Raw genomic sequence first — 17,318 nt, 5'->3', positions numbered from 1 at the left:
CCTTTCTTTTTCTGTCCGTTTTGAGTGCGCCTGCGGCGGCACCGGCGCCAACGGGGCAGCGGCGCGCCATGGCAGGCGCATCCTCACCTCTTCACTCGACAGCGAAGGCCTGGGTCCGGACCATGCGGGCATAAAGCCCGTCCTCCGCCACCAGCCTGGCATGCGTGCCCTGCTCCACCGCGCGCCCGTCCTGCATCACCACGATGCGGTCGGCCTCCTGCACCGTGGCCAGGCGGTGGGCAATGACCAGGGTGGTGCGGCCCTCTCTCAGCGTCTCCAGCGCGCGGCCCACGGCGGCCTCGTTCTCAGCATCCAGGGCGCTGGTCGCCTCGTCCAGCAACAGTACGCGCGGGTTGCGCAGCAGGGCGCGGGCCAGCGCCACGCGCTGCCGCTGCCCGCCGGAGAGGCGGGAGCCGCCCGGGCCCAGCACCGTGTCGTAACCGGCGGGAAGCGCCGCCAGGAAGTCGTGCGCGGCGGCGGCGCGGGCGGCGGCCTCCACATCGGCACGGGTGGCGCCGGGGTGGCCGCAGGCGATGTTGGCCAGGGCGGTGTCGTCGAAGATCACCGCATCCTGCCCCACATAGGCGATGGCGGCGCGCAGGCTTTCCAGCGTCACGCCACTGACCGGCACGCCGTCCAGCAGGATGTCGCCGCTGGTGGCGTCGTACAGGCGGGGCAGCAGCGCCAGGGCGGTGGACTTGCCGGCGCCGGAGGGGCCGACCAACGCCACCGTCTGCCCCGGCTCCGCGCTGAAGGACAGGCCGTTCAGCACCGCCTCCCCATCCCCATAGCGGAAGCCGACCTCGCGGAACTCGACGCGCCCGGCGCCGTCCGGCAGGGCGGGCGCGCCGGCGGGGGCGCCGATCAGCGGCTTGCGGTCCATCTCGTTGAACACCCGCACCAGCCCGCCGAAGCCCTCCTGCAGCGCCGAGTTCAACGAGCCCAGCGCCCGCATCGGCTGCGTCGCCACCAGCAGGGCGGCGACGAAGCCGGTGAATTCGCCGACCGTGCCGCGGCCGGTGGAGACCTTCCAGCCGACGAAGCAGAGCACGCCGGCCACGGCCAGGCCGCCCAGCGCCTCCAGAATCGGGTCCAGCTTGCTGCGGGTGCGGGCGATGTGCAGCAGCGCATCCCGCAACCGGGCGAAGGCATTGGCGGCGCGGGCTTCCTCCTGCGCCTCCAGCCCATAGGCGCGGACGACGCGGGCGCTGGAAAAACTCTCGGTCAGCATGGCGGCGGCCTCGCCCACCCGTTCCTGCATGCCGCCCGAAGCCCGGCGGATGCGCTTGCCCAGCCGCATCACCGGCACGATGGCCACCGGGTACAGCACGGCCAGGATCAGGCTCATCTGCCAATCCAGGTAGATCATCGAGGCGACGAGGCCGATGACGGTCAGGCCATTGGCCAGGCCGTTGATGGCCTTGGTCAGCGCTTCCCGAATGGCCTGCGCATCGGCGGTGAAGCGGGCGGCGTGGCGGGCCGGTGCCTCCCGCGCCACCACCGCCAGGTCGGCGCGCGTCAGCGAGCGGAACAGGTCGTTCTGGATGGATTCGATCACCCGCAGCACCACCGCCTGCACCGAGACCGCCTGCCCGTACTGCGCCAGCGCCTTGCACGCCGTCAGCACGATGATGGTGGGTGGGATCAACCAGACGATGCGGTCGTCGCCCTCGGTAAACAGGTCGAACGCCTGCTGGATGACCAGGGGGTACAGCGCGGTGAAGCCCGCCAGCGCCAGGGTGCAGACCAGCGCCACCACGATGCCGGCGCGGTGGTGGCGCATGTAGTCCCGCCACAGACGCAGGGTCAGCGCACGGGTGGTCTCGGCAGGGGGGAGCTTGGAGGCGGCCATGCGTGGGCGCTTAGCATCGCTGGGTGTGCAGCGCGAAGCGAGTTCGCGGGAGTCAGGGGTGGGAAGAAGGCTGGGGGAAGGAATTCCCCCAGGCCCCCATCTTTTTTCTTCGAGTTCAGGTGTTGCCCCGGCTTCCCAGGGGCAGGCGCTGGTCAGGCGGAACCTTTGAAGCGAAAAGGCAGCGCGGGCTGAACTTTCAGTCGCCTCGGCGATGAGGCCCCATACGCGCCCCACCCGGGCGCAGAGATTAAACCCAAAACCGCCCCGCCCAGAAAACTTGCAGAAAGAAAAGAAGGGGCCCGGGGAATTCCTTCCCCGGCCTTCCTTCCCTCCCGGCCTTCCTTCCCTCAGCGCGCCGGAACCGCCTCGGGTTCAGAGAGGCTCAGGCGGGCACGGGTCTGGGTGGCCATGGTGATCAGGAAGACCACCACGACGCCCGCCACGTAATGCGCCGGGCCCAACGGGTTGGCGGCCACCAGCAGGGAGACCAGCAGCGGCGTGATGCCACCGAAGATGGCGTAGGCCACGTTGTAGCTGAAGGACACGCCGCTGAACCGCACGCTGGGCGGGAAGGCGTTGACCATGACGTAGGGCACCACGTTGATCACGCCCACCGTGGCACCGGCGAAGGCGTACAGCGGCAGCAGCCAGCCAGGGTGCGTGGCGGCGCCGATATACAGCGCATAGGTGCTGATGATCAGCAGCACGCCGCCGACCAGCCCGACCTTCACGGCGCCGAAGCGGTCCAGCAACACGCCGCTGCCCATGGCGCAGACGGTCAGCATGAAGGTGGCTACCAGGTTGGCCTCCAGCGTCACCACGGGGGTGAAGCCGTGCATCTTCTGCATCAGGGCCGGCGTCATCAGGATGACCACGACCACGGCGGCGGTCAGCATCCACGTCACCAGCATGGAGAGGATGACGGCGGGCACATGGCCCTTCAGCACCTGCTTCACCGGCATGTCCTTGGTCAGGGCCGCCTGGGCGCGCATTTCCTCGAAGATCGGCGTCTCGTGCAGGAAGCGGCGCAGATACATCGCCAGCAGGCCCGACAGGCCACCGACCAGGAAGGGAATGCGCCAAGCGTACTCCGACACCTCGGCCGGGGTGTAGACGGTGTTGATGCCGGTCGCCATCAGCGAGCCCAGCATGATGCCGCCCGTCAGGCCGCCGGTCAGCATGCCGCAGGCCAGGCCGACATGCTTGGAGGGCACGTGCTCCGCCACGAACACCCAGGCGCCGGGGCCTTCGCCGCCGATGGCCGCGCCCTGCATCATGCGGAACACCAGCAGCAGCACGGGGGCGGCGTAGCCAATGGTCTCATAGGTCGGCATCAGGCCGATCAGCAGCGTCGGCACCGCCATCAGGAAGACAGAGAGGGTGAACATGCGCTTGCGGCCGACCAGGTCGCCGAAATGCGCCATGACGATGCCACCCAGCGGCCGCGCCAGGTAGCCGGCGGCGAAGATGCCGAAGGTCTGTACCTGCTGCAGCCAGTCCGGCATGCCGGGCGGGAAGAACAGGTGACCGATCGCCGCCGCGAAGAAGACATAGATAATGAAGTCGTAGAATTCCAGGGCACCGCCAAGCGAGGCGAGGACAAGGGTACGGATGTCCCGCCTGTTCAAGGGTCGTTGGTGGGCGGCAGCGGCGCCTCTCTCGGCCATCGTTCTGGAACCTTATCGATAAAAGACAATTTCTGCTCCTATTTGGGGCAGTGGCGCAATTTTAGCCAACCACAGCCGGCAGAAACATTCCGAATTGACGGACGCTGCGTTGCGGCATCGGCAGGGCTGCGTGCTGTCAGCCGACTGACGCCGAAGCGTCATCGCCCCGTCATCGGCGGCGGCTAGAGCGTGCGCGTCCCGGGCCAGACCGGCTTGGGGCGCGAATGCGCGACCAATCAACGCCGTGGCGCGTGGGAGCGGACCGGCGCGACGCCGGTTTCCGCGCCCGGGCCCGCCGGCCGGGAGACGACCCCATGCTGCACCGCCGCCCTTTCCTGCTGGCTTCCGCCGGCGCCGCACTGAGTGCCGCCCTGCCCCGCTTCGCCATCGCCCAGGGCAGCCCGGGGGCCGACCCGCGCCCCAGCATTACCGTCGCGGTGCAGAAGCTGGCCAACTCCAATACGCTGGAGCCACTGCGCGAGGCCTCCAATGTCGGTACCCGGCTCATGGCCTCCTATGCCGAGACGCTGATGATGCAGGACTGGCTGGGCGACCTTTCCCTGCGCCCCGGCCTGGCCACCGCCTGGCGCCGGGTGGATGAGCGGACGCTGGAGGTCTCCCTGCGCTCCGGCGTGCGCTTCCATGATGGGCGGGTGATGACGGCGGAGGACGTGGTGTTCTCCTTCGGCACCGCGCGGATGGGGCGGGAGGCCGCTGCCGGTGCCAACCTGTTCGGCAGCGTGCCGACCAGCCGCCAGGGCAAGGCGGCGCCGGCGGAGGTGGCCGCCATCGCCCGCCGGGCCTATCCGGGGTTGGTGAAGGTCGAGATCATCGACGCTGGTACCATCCGCTTCGGCTTCGACCGCCCGACCCCGGCCATCGAGGGCCGCTTCGCACAGAATGCCGGCATGATCGCCTCCCAGGCCGCGTTCGATGCGGCGCCGTCCTGGCTGGACTGGGCGCGCAAGCCGGTCGGCACCGGGCCCTATGCCATCGAGGAATTCCGTCCCGACCAGTCCCTGACCCTGGTGGCGCATGACGCCTATTGGGGCGGCCGGCCGCCGCTGAAGCAGATCCGCTTCGTGGAGGTGCCGGAGATCGCCTCCCGCCTCAACATGCTGGCCTCGGGCGAGGCGCAGTTTGCCTGCGACGTGCCGCCGGACCTGATCGCGGAGGTGGAAGCGAAGCCGCGCCAGCACGTGGTGGGCGGGCTGATCATGAACATGCGGCTCTCGGTGTTCGACAAGACCAACCCGGTGCTGCGCGATGCCCGGGTGCGGCGCGCCATGACGCACAGCATCGACCGCCAGGGCATCGTCGAGGCGCTGTGGGGCGGCCGCACCAGCATCCCGCGCGGCGAGCAGTTCGAATTCTACGGCGAGATGTACCAGCGGGACTGGGAAGCCCCCCGCTTCGACCTGGCCGAGGCGCGGCGGCTGCTGAAGGAGGCCAACTACCAGGGCGAGCCGATCCCCTACCGCCTGCTCAACAACTACTACACCGGGCAGGTGGCGACGGCGCAGATCATGGTGGAAGGCTGGCGGCAGGCCGGGCTGAACGTGAAGATCGAGACGCGGGAGAACTTCCCGCAGGTGTTGGCCAAGGATGGCATGCGCGGCATCTGGGACTGGTCCAACAGCGCCGCCTTCAACGACCCGGTGGCCTCCATGCCGACCTCGCACGGGCCGCAGGGCCAGCAATGGCAGGTGGGCGCCTGGCAGAACGAGGAATTCGGCCAGCTGTGCGAGGCGCTGAACGGCTCGGTCGACCTGGCGGTGCGCCAGCGCACCTTCCGCCGGATGCTGGAGATCGCGGAGCGGGAAGACCCGGCCTATACGGTGCTGCACCAGACGGTGAACTTCACCGCCAAGCTGAAGGAGCTGCCTTGGCGCGCCGGCCAGTCCTTCGGCATGGATTTCCGCGCGCAGAACTGGAAGGCGTGATGACCTGGATCGCATCCCACCGCGGCGGCGCCATTCTGTGGCCGGAGAACAGCCCGACCGCCTTCCGCCAGACCGCCCGGCTGCCGGTGGAACAGGTGGAGTTCGACATCCACCTCTCCGCCGATGGCGAGGTGGTGGTGATCCATGACCCGACGCTGGACCGCACCACCGAAGCACAGGGCCCGGTGGCAGCGCGACCGCTGGAGGCGCTGTCCCGCATCCGGCTGAAGGGCACGAATGGCGAGGCCGTCCCGACCCTGGCGGCGGTGGTGGCGATCTTCGCCCCCACCCCCATCGGCCTGCGGATGGAGTTGAAGGTGGGGGCGGAGGGCGTGCCCTATGCCGGTCTGCTGGCGAAATCGGCCGCCGTGCTGGCGGAGGCCGGGCTGCTGGGCCGCACCACTGTCAGCAGCTTCCGGCTGGAATTGGCGGCCGAAGCCGCGGCGGATACGCGCTTCGGCGGCCGGGCGATCTGGCTGGTCTCTCGCCAGTGCTGGCGGGAAGCGGGCATGCGCGGCGTGTTGGCGGCGGCCCAGGCAGCCGGCGTCGGTGCCATCGCGCCCCACAGCATGGATTGCGACGAGGCGACCGTGGCCGCCTGCCGCGTCACCGGGCTGTCCATCGGCGCCTATGCCGGCAATGGCGAGGAGACGGTGCGCCGCCTCCTCGGCCTCGGCATCGACGTGTTCACCACGGACGACCCGGTGGGGGCGCTGCGGCTCCGCCAGGAGACGCGCACGCCGCGCTGACGGCGGGGGCGGCCAGCGCCCCCGCCAGCGTCACAGCATCGGCCGGCCGCCGGTGACGGGGATCAGCGCACCGGTGATATAGCTGGATTCGTCCGATGCCAGCAGCACATAGGCCGGCGCCAGCTCGGCCGGCTGGCCGGCGCGGCCGATCGGCGTGTTCTGCCCGAAGCTCTTCACCTCCTCCGCCGGCATGGTGGAGGGGATCAGCGGAGTCCAGATCGGGCCGGGGGCGACGCAGTTCACTCGCACACCCTTCTCCGCCACCAGCTGCGCCAGGCCCGCGGTGAAGTTGGCAATGGCGCCCTTGGTGGTGGCATAGGCCAGCAGCGTCGGCGACGGGTTCTTGGCGTTGATCGAGGTGGTGTTCACGATCGTCGCGCCCGGCTGCATGTGCTTCAGCGCGGCTTTGCACAGGTAGAACTGCGCATAGATGTTGGTGCGGAAGGTGAGGTCCCATTCCTCGTCGCTGATTTCGTCGATCGCTTCATGGGTGCGCTGCATGGCGGCGTTGTTCACCAGCACATGCAGGCCGCCGAGCTCGGCCACCGTCCGCTCGACCAAGGAGCGGCAATGGGCGGGGTCGATGATGTCGCCCGGCGCCAGCACAGCGCGCTGGCCGGATTCCCGTACCCAGCGGGCGGTTTCTTCCGCATCGTCATGCTCATCGAGATAGGAGATCAGGACATCCGCCCCTTCCCGCGCATAGGCGATGGCAACGGCACGGCCGATGCCGGAATCGGCGCCGGTGATCAACGCGACCTTGCCGGCCAGCCGGCCGCTGCCCTTGTAGGAGGTCTCGCCATGATCGGGCTTCGGCTCCATGGCGCTGGTGTGGCCGGGGGGAGGCTGCTGCTGCTCGGGCTGCGGCGGTTGCGGGAAGGTGGTGCGAGGGTCCTGCGGCATCGCGCGTATCTCCCAAAGTTCCAGACGGGAGGGGAACGCAGCAAGGGGGCCGTGCGTCACATCGGTCATTGTGGAAAATCAATGTGAAGCGCTGGAAAGAACCTAAGCGTCATCTTGGCGTGGCATCGCGCGGCGGTGCCTTGGCAGGCCCTGCCGCAGCCTTGGCAGCAGCCACAGCCGTGTCGTTCCGTGCCGTCGCCGGCGCATTGGAACGCTATGGCGACGGTGCCTACACGGCGCAAAAAGGCCGGCCGACCACACGCGCCGCGGCCCCCGCGCCGGGCACGGCTTGTGCCGCCGGACCGCCCGCCGCCATGATGCAACCGACAGAATCGGGACAGGCGCCATGGATGAACTTCGCTTCCTGACGGCGCTGCACCGGCCCGGCCGGCTGGTCGATGTCGGCGCGCATGACGGGCTGATCACCCTGCCGCTCAGCCGCCTGCCCGGCGCGCAGGTTCTGGCCTTCGAGCCGCTGCCGGCCGCCTTCGCCCGGCTCTCCGCCGCCTGCGCCGGCCTTGGCGCCATCGAGCCGATCCCGCAGGCGCTGGGCGATGCGCCCGGCCAGCTCACGCTGTCCGTCCCCGTGGTGCAGGGCGTGCGGCAGGAACAATGGGCCTCGCTGGTCAAAACCTATGACGGCTATGGGCAGCATGTCGGCGCCGAACAGGTACAGGTGCCCGTCGTCACGCTGGACAGCTTCGGCCTGCAGGACCTGACCGCGATGAAGATCGACGCCGAAGGCGCCGAGTACGAAGTGCTGCGCGGCGCCCGTGACACCCTGCTGCGCTGCCGCCCCGTGCTGACGCTGGAGCTGGAGGAACGGCACCGGGAAGGCTCCACCTGGGCCGTGCCCGCCTTCCTGGACGCGCTGGACTACACCACTTGCTTCGCCTTGGACGGGCGCTGGCACCCCGCCACCGCCCTGCACCGCCCGACCATGCAACGGGCCAGCCCGGACCCCTCGAACTACGCAGCCTCCGATCCCTACGTCTTCAACTTCTTCGCCTGGCCGCGGGAACGGGATGCGGAAGCGCGCGCGCTGCTGCCCGGCGGCTGAGGGTCTCGGTTCCCGCTGTTGCTGCCTGCCTGAACCAGCATGACGGTTTGCTGGCCGAGGGCGCGGGATGCTGAGTAAGGCGCATTCCTGAGCGCGCGGTTTTGCTTCTTTGCAGGAATACTGATCGGGGTTGGTGATGGGTGCAGCAGGAAGGCTGGGGAAAGAATTCCCCAGACCCCATCTTTTTTCTGCGAGTTTGCGGGCGCGACTTACGATTGAGAGCGGACGCTTCTTGAAGATTTAAATAATGGGGCACCCTCGCTGAACCGTCAGTCGCCGGAGGTCCCGGACCTCCGGCGCACCCAGCCGTCTCTCAGCCCCACCCCTTCAACAATCACCACCAAAACCTCGAAAAAAGAATAGAAGGATCAAACCTATAGGTTTGATGGGGAATTCCTTCCCCTTCGGCCTTCAGCCCCGGCGGCGCCGGACCGAGCCGTCGACGGTCAGGAACGGCACGCCGCGGGAGCAGGTCTCAAGCCGGGCTTCCACGCCATAGACCTCTTGCAGCAGGGCCGGCGTCAGCACATCCGTGGGAGCGCCGCTGGCGACGATGCTGCCGTGGCTGAGTACGACCACTTGATCCGCAAAGCGCAGGGCCTGATTGAGGTCATGGATGGCCACGACGACGCACAGCCCGTCGCGTTCCGCCAGGTCGCGCAGCAGGTGCAGCACTTCCACCTGGCGTTGCAGATCCAGCGCGCTGGTCGGCTCGTCCAGCAGCAGGATGCGCGGGTTGCGCACCAGTGCCTGGGCCAGCCCGACCATCTGCCGCTGGCCGCCGCTGAGCTCGCCCAGGCCGCGGCCGGCGAGGTCCTCGATCTCCAGCATCATCAGCGTGCGGGTCACGGCATCGGCTTCCGCATCGGTCACCGACCAGCTGCCGCCTTGCTTGCCGGCCAGCAGCACGGCCTCGAACACCGTCAGCACGGCGTTGGCCGAGGTATCCTGCGGCAGGTAGCAGGGCTGGGCGGCATCCTGCGGCGAGAGGTCACGCAGCGCGCGGCCATCCACCGCCACGGTGCCGGGGCCGGAGAGCTGGCCGACGATACGGCGGAACAGGGTGGACTTGCCGGCGGCGTTGGGGCCGAGCAGCGCGGTGATCTGCCCGCCACGCAGCGCCGGCAGCGTCACGCCACGCAGGATGGGGCGGCGGCCATAGGCGACCTCCAACCCCTCGACCATCATGGTCACCATGGGCGGTGCCACCGGGGGCATCATCACCATGGGCGGCTCCGTGTGCTGAGGATCAGGCTGAAGAAGAACGGCACGCCCACCAGCGCGGTGACGACGCCGATCGGCAGGATCAACCCGGGGATGATGGACTTGCTGAGGACGGAGGCGGCGGAGAGCACCAGCGCCCCGGCCAGCGCGGAGGCCGGCAGGAAGAAACGCTGGTCCTCGCCCACCAGCATGCGGGCGATGTGCGGCCCCACCAGACCGATGAAGCCGATGGTACCGACGAAGGAGACGCAGATCGAGGCCAGGGCGCTGACCAGCAGGATGGTCTGCAGCCGCAGCCGGCCGACCTGGATGCCGAAGCTGGCTGCCTTGTGCTCGCCCAGGCGCAGCGCCGTCAGCGCCCAGGCCTGGCGGGCGAAGAGCGGCCAGATGGCCACCAGCACAAGGGTGGCGATGCCGAGCTTCACCCAGGTGGTACGGCCCAGGCTGCCCATGGTCCAGAACACCACCGCCGCCAGCGCCTGCTCGGACGCAATGAATTCGAGGGCGGACAGCGCCGCATTGAAGGTGAAGACCAGTGCGATGCCGAGCAGCACGATGGTCTCGGTCGTCATGCCGCGGCGCTTGCTGAGGAAGTGGATCAGCAGCGAGCAACCCATGGCGGAGAGGAACGCGTTGGCCGGGATGGTCCAGGCCGACCAGCCGGCCGGCAGCAGGCTGACCCCCAGCACGAAGCCCAGCGCCGCGCCGAAGCCGGCAGCGGCGGAGATGCCAAGAGTAAAGGGGCTGGCCAGCGGGTTGTTCAACACCGTCTGCATCTGCGCGCCGGAGACGGCCAGTGCCGCCCCCACCACCACCGCCATCAACGCCACCGGCAGGCGGATTTCCCAGACGACGACGCTGACGGAGAGCGGGACGTCCAGCCCCAGCAGCGCCCGCACCACCTCGGTATAGGAATAGCGCGCGGGCCCCAGCGTCAGGTCGGCGACGAGGCTGGCCAGCAGCAGCGCCGCCAGCACGCCGAGCAGCACCAGCTTGCGCCGCGCCAGCCGGCGATAGGCGCCGCGACCCTCGGCGATGCTGTCCGCCTGCAATGCCGTGCTCATGCGGAGAGGGAGACCCAGTAGCCCGGTGCATAGGCCACGGGCAGGAAGCGCTCGTGGAACTCGCGGAAGGTGGCGTCTGGGTCCAGGTCGGCGAACAGCTCCGGGTGCAGCCACTTGGCCAGGACCTGGATGGCGACGAACTGGTAGGGGCTGTCGTAGAATTGGTGCCAGATGGCGTGCACGCGGTTGCTGCGCGCCACCGGCAGGGTGCGGTAGGCGGGGCGCTCCATCAGCTTGCGCAGCCGTTGCCGCGCCACCGCCTGGTCCGCGCCGGGGCCGACGCCGACCCAGGCGCCATCCGGCGCGTAGAGCTTCCAGTTGCTGCCGGTGGCCACCACCACGTCGGGCTGCGCCGCCACCACCTGTTCCGGGTTCACCACCCCGAACGTACCGGGGATCAGCGTGGCGGCGATGTTGATGCCGCCCGCCAGCGTGACCATCCGGCCGAAATTCTCGTCGCCGAAGGACATGCAGCAGCTCTCGTCGTAGCCCGCCGCGCGCTCAATCATCACCTTGGGGCGTGGGCCGGTGAAGCCCTGCAGGCGGCTGGTGACGCGCTCGATCTGCGTGCGGCGGTAATCGGCCAGGGTGCGGCCCTGCTCCTCCCGCCCCAGCACCTGGGCCATGATGGCGATGCTGCGCTCGGCGTTCTCGAACGGCTTCTCCCGGAAGTCGATGAAGACGATGGGGATGCCCACCCGCTCCAGCTTGCCGATCAGCCCGCCATCGTCGATGGCGACCTTCGATTCCAGGTTCATCACCACCACGTCGGGGCGGAGCGAGATCACCTGCTCGATATCGAAGGCGCCATCCTTCCAGCCGCCGAAGCTGGGGATCCGGGCGATCTGCGGGAACTGCTTCTCATAGATCGTGTAGCCATCGAGGTCCGCCTTGCGGAAATCGTCCCGCCAGCCGACGACGCGGCCGAAGGGGTTCTGCCGGTCCAGCGCGGCGACGAGGTAGCTCTGCCGCCCCTCCCCCATGATCATCCGCTCGACCGGTGCCTTGACCGTGACGGTACGGCCGGTGATGTCGGTGACCTGCACCGGGGCCGGCGCGGCGCGCGACGGGACGGCAGGCAGCAGCGCTGCCCCGGAGAGGGCAAGAAGACCGCGGCGGGTCATGGACATGGCAACCTCGTTCGGGGGCACGGCGGCGGCTGGCACGGTCCAGCGACGATCCGTTGCAGGGCCGTCTATACCCGCTGAGAATGCCTCGCAATCACTATCGTCTGGTCAGGCTGGCCCGTTACTTTGCAGGGCGAGCAGCGCGGCGCGGCACGCGGCGGCATCGGCCTCGCAGCCACCGGCCAGCCACCAGGCCCGCACCGCGGCCAGGGCCTGCCCCATGGCGGGGCCGGGCGCCAGGCCGGCGGCCAGCGCATCCCGCCCCTGCAGCGGGAAGACCGGACGGGGCGTGGTGTCGATGCGGTGCCGCAGCGCGGCCCGGTCCTGCCCATCCGCCGCCTCCGCCATCCAGGCCAGGTCGGCGGGCAGGTCCGCCGGCGCCTCGGCCAGCCAGCGGCGCAGGGAGGCGCCGTCCAGCTCCGGCGCCGGGCGGAGGGAGGCGTCCAGCAGACCGCGCAGCCGGGCGGCCTCGGCGGTGGAGAATCGCAGGCGGCGGGCCAGCGCAGCGGCCTCGGTGCCGGGGCGCAGCAGGGCGGCCAGGCGCAACAGGGGCTCAGCCGGTGCCCTGGCGGCCAGCAGCCGCGCCAGGGCGTCGGTGCTGTCGGCTTCCGGCAGGATGGCGGGCAGCACGCCGGTCTGACGCATCAGCGCCAGCGCTTCCAACGGCTCCGGCGCCTGCAGCAGCCGCTTGAGCTCCATCCACACCCGCTCCACCGAGAGGCGGGCAAGGCCGGGCACCGCGTCCCGGATGGCCTGTATCGCCGCCGCATCCGGTGCGCCGGTGCCGTAGCGGGCCTGGAAGCGGAAGAAGCGCAGCACGCGCAGGTAATCTTCCGCCAGCCGCGTCGCCGGGTCACCCACGAAGCGCACGCGGCCGGCCGCCAGGTCCCGCCGACCGCCGAAGTAGTCCCACAGCGCGCCGGAGGCATCCATCGACAGCGCGTTGATGGTGAAGTCGCGCCGGGCGGCGTCCTCCCGCCAGTCGGTGCTCCAGGCTACCTCGGCATGGCGGCCATCGGTCACCAGATCCCGGCGCAGGCTCGTCACCTCCACCGGCTGGTGGTCCAGCACGGCGGTGACGGTGCCGTGTGCCAGCCCGGTTTCGAACACCTTGATCCCGCGTTCGCGCAGCAGGCGCGCGGCTTCCTCCGGCGGCAGCGCCACGGCGACATCAACATCATGCACCGGCCGCCGTGCCAGCGCATCCCGCACCGCGCCGCCGACCACGCGCGCGCCCGGCAGCGCGGCGAGCACGGCGGCGGGCGCGCCGTGGGAGAGCCATTCGGGGGGCGGGAGCCGGTCGTGCGGAGGATCGTCATGCATGGCGGCGGCAGGGCAGCACGCATGCGCGCCCCGCGCAATCGGTGCGGCGCCTTCCGGAACGCTTGTCGCGCCTGATTTCAAGGTGCGCCACGCGCATTCCATTCAAGCGCTATCTGCGCGCATCCAATTGGAAGACGCCGCGTTGAGACCACGCAACCGGGCGATCAAGCCCGACATGAACAGTCAGAAGGAATAGCCAGATGGTTGACGAGAACCGCGTGACCGGTGCCGCCCGCGACGCCTTCGGCCGTGTGCAGGAAGCCGTGGGCAGCGTCACTGGCGACCGCAACGCCCAGGCGCGTGGCGCCTACAACCAGGTGCAGGGCCAGGCGACCAACGCGCTCGGCCAGCTGGGCGATGCGGTGCGCGAGCAACCGCTGACCTCCGTGCTGATCGGCGCCGCCATTGGCTATGTGCTGGGCCGCCTGCGGATCCTCTGATCCGCGCACGACGAACGGGGCTCACCCCCGCCTTTTAGGAAATGCGGCCCTTCGGGGCCGCATTTTTTGTTTTGACGGGTGAAGGCCGGCGAGGGAATCCCCGGCCCCTTCTTTTATGTCTGCAAGTGGTTTGGTGCGCCGGGTGGCCCCTTCAGGGGGAAGCGTCGCGCAGGACATATCGGCGTCGGCAGCGACACATGAGCCAAATGTCACCCGCCAGCCGTTTTCGGCCCTCACGCCAATTCGCAAAAATAGAAGAAGGGGTCCGGGGAATGCCTTCCCCGGCCTTCTCCCGTCCGTCCAATTTTCAGCGCAACACCAGCGCCAGATTGCGCAGAATGGCCGCCGTGGCGCCCCAGACGTAGTGCCGCTCATGCGGCCACACCCAGAAGCTCCGTTCCGCGCCACGGAATTTCGCCCGTTGCTTCTGCGGCAGCGCGGGGTCCAGCAGGCGGGAGAGGTCGTATTCGAAGATCAGCTCCACCTCCCCTGGTTCGGGGATCAATTGCAGCGGCGGTTCCACCAGCGCCAGTACCGGGGTGATTCGGTAGCCGGTGCCGGTCAGGTGGTCCGGCAACCGGCCAAGCACTTTAGGCAAAGTGGGGCCGAGGCCGACTTCTTCCCAACTCTCCCGTAGGGCGGCCTGCTCGGCGCTTTCGCCCGGCTCCATGCGGCCGCCGGGAAAGGCGACCTGGCCGGCATGGGCGGAGAGCTTCGCGGTCCGCAACGTCAGCAGAATGGTGGGCGACGGATGCATCACCACCGGTACCAGCACGGCGGAGGCAATGGGCGGGTGGCCGGTGTCCTCCCACCCCTCTGTCATCGTCGCATCCGCGCGGGCCAGGCGGGCGGGGTCGGAGAGGCGTTCGGCCACTTCGGTGGCCGACAGCAACGTGGTGCTCACTTGGCGCCGGCGGTGCGGGCGGCGGCAGTGGCGCCATTGGCGGCGCGGCTTCTGGCCTTGCGCGGCGGCGCCTCGGCCGGCGCGTCGTCGATGGGGAAGAATACGCCCTCGCTCCACACGCCCAGCAGGTCGCGGCCTTCCACCTTCTCTGGCTCGGCCAGGGCGACCAGCTCGTAGAACACGGCGCGGTTGATGCGGGCTTCCAGCCCGGGGCGGACCTGCACATAGGGCCGCGGCTCCCGCGTGCGCGGGTCGATGGCGACACGGATGGGGTGGTCGTGGTCCGCGGTGATCATTTCATCGAGGTTGGTGCGGAAGGTCAGGCACTGGCGGCCCTCACATCTGCGCCAGAACACCTCGACGGCGATGAAGGGCGCGTCCTCAACCTCAATCTGCCCGCGCTCCACCGGGGTTTCCAGCCAGTAGCTGCCATCCTCCTCCCGCTTCAGCACGGAGGCGAACAGGCAGACCAGCTCCTTCCGGCCGATCGGGCTGCCCTTGTAGTGCCAGCTGCCGTCCCGGGCGATCCGCATCTCCAGCGGGCCGCATTCGTGGCGTAGGCGGGCCGGGCTGGTGGCACCGGGGCGGCCCGGGCGCAGCCCCGCCAGGGGCAGGCCGCAAGGGCCGCCGCTGCTGGCATCCGGCTGTGGGCGGCAGCACGCGCCGCTCACATCCTCCTGTTGCGGCGCATTCAATGCTTTGTCCGCACGCCCGCTGGTCATACGCTGGGTCATAAGCTTTCCAAGTCTCGCTCCTGGATAAAGGGCCGGCTGGCGGAGAGCACCCGGCCTCCCATATCCAGCCTATATAAGGAGCCCGACTGGCATGGTTGAAGTGGCAGCCCCCATTGACCCCACATCCCTCGTCGCGGACGTCGAGGCATTGGGAAGCCGCCTGTCCCGCGTCAAGGCCGCGGTCGGCGAAGTAATCTTCGGCCAGCCGCTTGTGGTGGAGCAGGTGCTGATCACCCTGCTCTCCGGCGGCCATGTTCTGCTGGTCGGCGTGCCGGGCCTGGGCAAGACGCGGCTGGTGGAGACGCTGGGCACCGTGCTGGGCCTGCATGAAGGCCGCGTACAGTTCACCCCCGACCTGATGCCCGCTGATATCCTGGGCAGCGAGGTGCTGGAGGAAGCCGGCGACGGCAAGCGCGCCTTCCGCTTCATCCATGGCCCGATCTTCTGCCAGCTGCTGATGGCGGACGAGATCAACCGCGCCTCGCCCCGCACGCAGTCGGCGCTGCTGCAGGCCATGCAGGAGCGCAAGGTGGCGGTGGGCGGCACCACCTACCCGCTGCCGGCGCCCTTCCATGTGCTGGCGACGCAGAACCCGATCGAGCAGGAAGGGACCTATCCGCTGCCGGAAGCGCAGTTGGACCGCTTCCTGCTGGAAGTGGAGGTCACTTACCCGGACGAAGCCGCCGAGCGCGCCATGCTGCTGGCCACCACCGGCGCGCAGGAGGCCAAGGCACGCCCGGCGCTGACGGCGGCAGAGTTGCTGGCCGCCCAGGCGCTGATCCGCCGCATCCCGGTGGGCGAGCAGGTGCTGGACGCCATCCTGAAGCTGGTACGCGGTGCCCGGCCGGAAACCGGTTCGCTGGAGGCGGTGCGGAAGCACCTGGCCTGGGGCCCCGGCCCGCGCGCCGCCCAGGCGCTGATGCTGGCCACCCGCGCCCGTGCCGTGCTGGATGGCCGCCTGGCCCCGAGCATCGAGGACGTGCTGGCCCTGGCCGAGCCGGTGCTGCGCCACCGCATGGCGCTGAATTTCTCGGCCCGGGCGGACGGGGTGCAGTTGGCCGATGTCATCGGCGCGCTGAAGGCCAGCCTTGGCTGAGGCGCCCGCCTCGCCCCCCGCCTCCCGCCCCGCGGCGCCGAACGCCGCGCTACGGGCTGAGGCGCTGGGTGCCCGGCTGCCGCCGCTGGTTGTGGCGGCCGAGCGGGTCGCCTCCACCGTCATGCAGGGGGTGCATGGCCGGCGCCGCGCCGGACAGGGCGATGCCTTCTGGCAGTTCCGCCCCTACCTGGCCGGCGATTCCATCAGCCGGCTGGACTGGCGCCAAAGCGCCAAGTCCGACCGCCTGTTCGTGCGGGAGACCGAGTGGGAGGCGGCGCAAAGCATCGCCCTGTGGCGCGATGCCGGGCAGACCATGCAATGGTCCGGCACGCCCGCCCTGCCCCGGAAGGCCGAACGCGCTGAATTGCTGCTGCTGGCGCTCGCCGCGCTGCTGATGCGGGGTGGGGAACGGGTGCGCCTGCTGGGCCAGCGCCGGGCCTGGACCGGGCGCGGCGTGCTGCCCTCGCTCGCCGATGCGCTCAGCCGCCACACCGCGCCACCGGCCGATGATGCCCTGCCCCGCCACGCCCGCGCCGTGCTGTTCAGCGATTTCCTGGCTCCGCTGGAGGAGACGCGCGCCGCTGTCGCCGCCCTGGCCGGGCGCGGCGTCACCGGCCACCTGCTGCAGATCCTGGACCCAGCGGAGGAGACGCTGCCCTATACCGGCCGCGTCCGCTTCGAGGCACTGACCGGCGACGCGCCGCTGCTGCTGCCCCGCGTGGAAAGCGTGCGGGCACTCTACGCCGAGCGGCTGGCCGCCCACCGTGCCGGGCTGGCCGCCATCGCCGGTGCCGCCGGCTGGCGTTTCGCCACCCACCGTACCGACACCCCGCCCGAGGCCGCGTTGCTGGCGTTGTGGCAGACCCTCTCGCCCGGATAGGCCGCCCCTGATGCTGCAACTCGGCCCGATCGGCTTCGTGCTTCCCTGGTTGCTGCTGGCGCTGCCTCTGTTGCCGGCCATCTGGTGGCTGCTGCGCGTGACGCCGCCGGCACCGCGCCGGCAGGCCTTCCCCGCCGTGAGGCTGTTGCGGGACCTGCCGATGCCGGAGCAGACGCCCAGCCGCACGCCTTGGTGGCTGCTGCTGCTGCGGCTGGCGGCGGCCGCGCTGATCGTGCTGGGGCTGGCCCGCCCTGTCTGGGGCCCGGGCGCCGCCACCGCCGGCGACGGGCCGTTGCTGCTGGTGGTAGACGATGGCTGGGCCGCCGCCGCCGACTGGCCCGCCCGCGCCGCC

At 70.0% G+C, this 17,318-nt stretch carries 16 protein-coding genes; 7 read left to right on the top strand and 9 right to left on the bottom strand.

The window, feature by feature from the left end; genetic code table 11:
• Nucleotides 1-91: 91 nt before the first annotated feature.
• Nucleotides 92-1,852, bottom strand: a complete 1,761-nt coding sequence (locus IBL26_RS17470) for an ABC transporter ATP-binding protein (RefSeq protein WP_187785792.1) — start codon at nt 1,850-1,852, stop codon at nt 92-94.
• A 347-nt stretch (nt 1,853-2,199) separates the two neighbouring features.
• Nucleotides 2,200-3,480, bottom strand: coding sequence for an MFS transporter (locus tag IBL26_RS17465; protein ID WP_241749509.1), 1,281 nt, complete (start codon nt 3,478-3,480; stop codon nt 2,200-2,202).
• A 353-nt stretch (nt 3,481-3,833) separates the two neighbouring features.
• Between IBL26_RS17465 and IBL26_RS17460 the strand changes: the two genes are divergently transcribed.
• Both IBL26_RS17460 and IBL26_RS17455 read left to right on the top strand, forming a co-directional pair.
• Nucleotides 3,834-5,462, top strand: a complete 1,629-nt coding sequence (locus tag IBL26_RS17460) for an ABC transporter substrate-binding protein (RefSeq protein ID WP_187785790.1) — start codon at nt 3,834-3,836, stop codon at nt 5,460-5,462.
• On the top strand, nt 5,462-6,211 hold the full coding sequence (locus tag IBL26_RS17455; protein ID WP_187785789.1) for a glycerophosphodiester phosphodiesterase family protein: 750 nt from the start codon (nt 5,462-5,464) through the stop codon (nt 6,209-6,211). Before IBL26_RS17460 ends, IBL26_RS17455 begins: the two co-directional genes overlap by 1 nt.
• A gap of 30 nt (nt 6,212-6,241) precedes the next feature.
• On the opposite strand, the gene IBL26_RS17450 is transcribed toward IBL26_RS17455, so the two are convergent.
• Nucleotides 6,242-7,114 carry an SDR family oxidoreductase gene (locus tag IBL26_RS17450; RefSeq protein WP_187785788.1) on the bottom strand — a complete coding sequence of 291 codons (873 nt, stop codon included), beginning with the start codon at nt 7,112-7,114 and terminating at the stop codon, nt 6,242-6,244.
• Between the two features lie 346 nt (nt 7,115-7,460).
• Here IBL26_RS17450 and IBL26_RS17445 point away from each other — a divergent pair, with 346 nt between their 5' ends.
• Nucleotides 7,461-8,174, top strand: coding sequence for an FkbM family methyltransferase (locus IBL26_RS17445; RefSeq protein WP_187785787.1), 714 nt, complete (start codon nt 7,461-7,463; stop codon nt 8,172-8,174).
• 411 nt (nt 8,175-8,585) lie between these two features.
• On the opposite strand, the gene IBL26_RS17440 is transcribed toward IBL26_RS17445, so the two are convergent.
• The 4 genes from IBL26_RS17440 to IBL26_RS17425 form a co-directional block, all read right to left on the bottom strand.
• On the bottom strand, nt 8,586-9,401 hold the full coding sequence (locus IBL26_RS17440; protein ID WP_206684255.1) for an ABC transporter ATP-binding protein: 816 nt from the start codon (nt 9,399-9,401) through the stop codon (nt 8,586-8,588).
• The gene (locus tag IBL26_RS17435) at nt 9,395-10,462 is read right to left on the bottom strand and encodes a FecCD family ABC transporter permease (RefSeq protein ID WP_187785786.1); all 1,068 of its coding nucleotides are present in this window, start codon (nt 10,460-10,462) and stop codon (nt 9,395-9,397) included. The genes IBL26_RS17440 and IBL26_RS17435 overlap by 7 nt, the downstream gene beginning before the upstream one ends.
• Nucleotides 10,459-11,592, bottom strand: a complete 1,134-nt coding sequence (locus tag IBL26_RS17430) for an ABC transporter substrate-binding protein (protein WP_206684254.1) — start codon at nt 11,590-11,592, stop codon at nt 10,459-10,461. Before IBL26_RS17430 ends, IBL26_RS17435 begins: the two co-directional genes overlap by 4 nt.
• Nucleotides 11,593-11,697: 105 nt before the next feature.
• Nucleotides 11,698-12,912 (bottom strand): CCA tRNA nucleotidyltransferase, encoded by a 1,215-nt coding sequence (locus tag IBL26_RS17425; RefSeq protein ID WP_187785785.1) that lies wholly within the window; start codon nt 12,910-12,912, stop codon nt 11,698-11,700.
• Between the two features lie 200 nt (nt 12,913-13,112).
• Between IBL26_RS17425 and IBL26_RS17420 the strand changes: the two genes are divergently transcribed.
• Entirely contained in the window at nt 13,113-13,352 is a 240-nt protein-coding gene (locus tag IBL26_RS17420) for a CsbD family protein (protein ID WP_187785784.1), read from the top strand.
• Nucleotides 13,353-13,659: 307 nt separating this feature from the next.
• On the opposite strand, the gene IBL26_RS17415 is transcribed toward IBL26_RS17420, so the two are convergent.
• Entirely contained in the window at nt 13,660-14,256 is a 597-nt protein-coding gene (locus IBL26_RS17415) for a CoA pyrophosphatase (RefSeq protein WP_187785783.1), read from the bottom strand.
• Nucleotides 14,253-14,990 carry a DUF1285 domain-containing protein gene (locus IBL26_RS17410; protein ID WP_241749507.1) on the bottom strand — a complete coding sequence of 246 codons (738 nt, stop codon included), beginning with the start codon at nt 14,988-14,990 and terminating at the stop codon, nt 14,253-14,255. Before IBL26_RS17410 ends, IBL26_RS17415 begins: the two co-directional genes overlap by 4 nt.
• A gap of 91 nt (nt 14,991-15,081) precedes the next feature.
• On the opposite strand from IBL26_RS17410, the gene IBL26_RS17405 reads away from it, so the two are divergent.
• The 3 genes from IBL26_RS17405 to IBL26_RS17395 all read left to right on the top strand — a co-directional run.
• Entirely contained in the window at nt 15,082-16,086 is a 1,005-nt protein-coding gene (locus IBL26_RS17405; RefSeq protein ID WP_187785782.1) for an AAA family ATPase, read from the top strand.
• Entirely contained in the window at nt 16,079-16,966 is an 888-nt protein-coding gene (locus IBL26_RS17400) for a DUF58 domain-containing protein (protein WP_241749505.1), read from the top strand. Before IBL26_RS17405 ends, IBL26_RS17400 begins: the two co-directional genes overlap by 8 nt.
• A gap of 10 nt (nt 16,967-16,976) precedes the next feature.
• The coding region (locus IBL26_RS17395) for a BatA domain-containing protein (protein WP_187785781.1) at nt 16,977-17,318 on the top strand (342 nt) is incomplete at its 3' end.

This window comes from Teichococcus aerophilus (assembly GCF_014490485.1).
In the GTDB taxonomy this organism is placed as follows: domain Bacteria; phylum Pseudomonadota; class Alphaproteobacteria; order Acetobacterales; family Acetobacteraceae; genus Pseudoroseomonas; species Pseudoroseomonas aerophila.
This window is presented reverse-complemented; position numbering and strand designations above follow the sequence as displayed.

Bases quoted from the DNA above. Each gene is read 5' to 3' on its own strand.
- IBL26_RS17470 (WP_187785792.1), bottom strand. From the start codon at position 1,852: ATGGCCGCCTCCAAGCTCCCCCCTGCCGAGACCACCCGTGCGCTGACC.
- IBL26_RS17460 (WP_187785790.1), top strand. From the start codon at position 3,834: ATGCTGCACCGCCGCCCTTTCCTGCTGGCTTCCGCCGGCGCCGCACTG.
- IBL26_RS17455 (WP_187785789.1), top strand. From the start codon at position 5,462: ATGACCTGGATCGCATCCCACCGCGGCGGCGCCATTCTGTGGCCGGAG.
- IBL26_RS17450 (WP_187785788.1), bottom strand. From the start codon at position 7,114: ATGCCGCAGGACCCTCGCACCACCTTCCCGCAACCGCCGCAGCCCGAG.
- IBL26_RS17445 (WP_187785787.1), top strand. From the start codon at position 7,461: ATGGATGAACTTCGCTTCCTGACGGCGCTGCACCGGCCCGGCCGGCTG.
- IBL26_RS17440 (WP_206684255.1), bottom strand. From the start codon at position 9,401: ATGGTGATGATGCCCCCGGTGGCACCGCCCATGGTGACCATGATGGTC.
- IBL26_RS17435 (WP_187785786.1), bottom strand. From the start codon at position 10,462: ATGAGCACGGCATTGCAGGCGGACAGCATCGCCGAGGGTCGCGGCGCC.
- IBL26_RS17430 (WP_206684254.1), bottom strand. From the start codon at position 11,592: ATGTCCATGACCCGCCGCGGTCTTCTTGCCCTCTCCGGGGCAGCGCTG.
- IBL26_RS17425 (WP_187785785.1), bottom strand. From the start codon at position 12,912: ATGCATGACGATCCTCCGCACGACCGGCTCCCGCCCCCCGAATGGCTC.
- IBL26_RS17420 (WP_187785784.1), top strand. From the start codon at position 13,113: ATGGTTGACGAGAACCGCGTGACCGGTGCCGCCCGCGACGCCTTCGGC.
- IBL26_RS17410 (WP_241749507.1), bottom strand. From the start codon at position 14,990: ATGACCCAGCGTATGACCAGCGGGCGTGCGGACAAAGCATTGAATGCG.
- IBL26_RS17405 (WP_187785782.1), top strand. From the start codon at position 15,082: ATGGTTGAAGTGGCAGCCCCCATTGACCCCACATCCCTCGTCGCGGAC.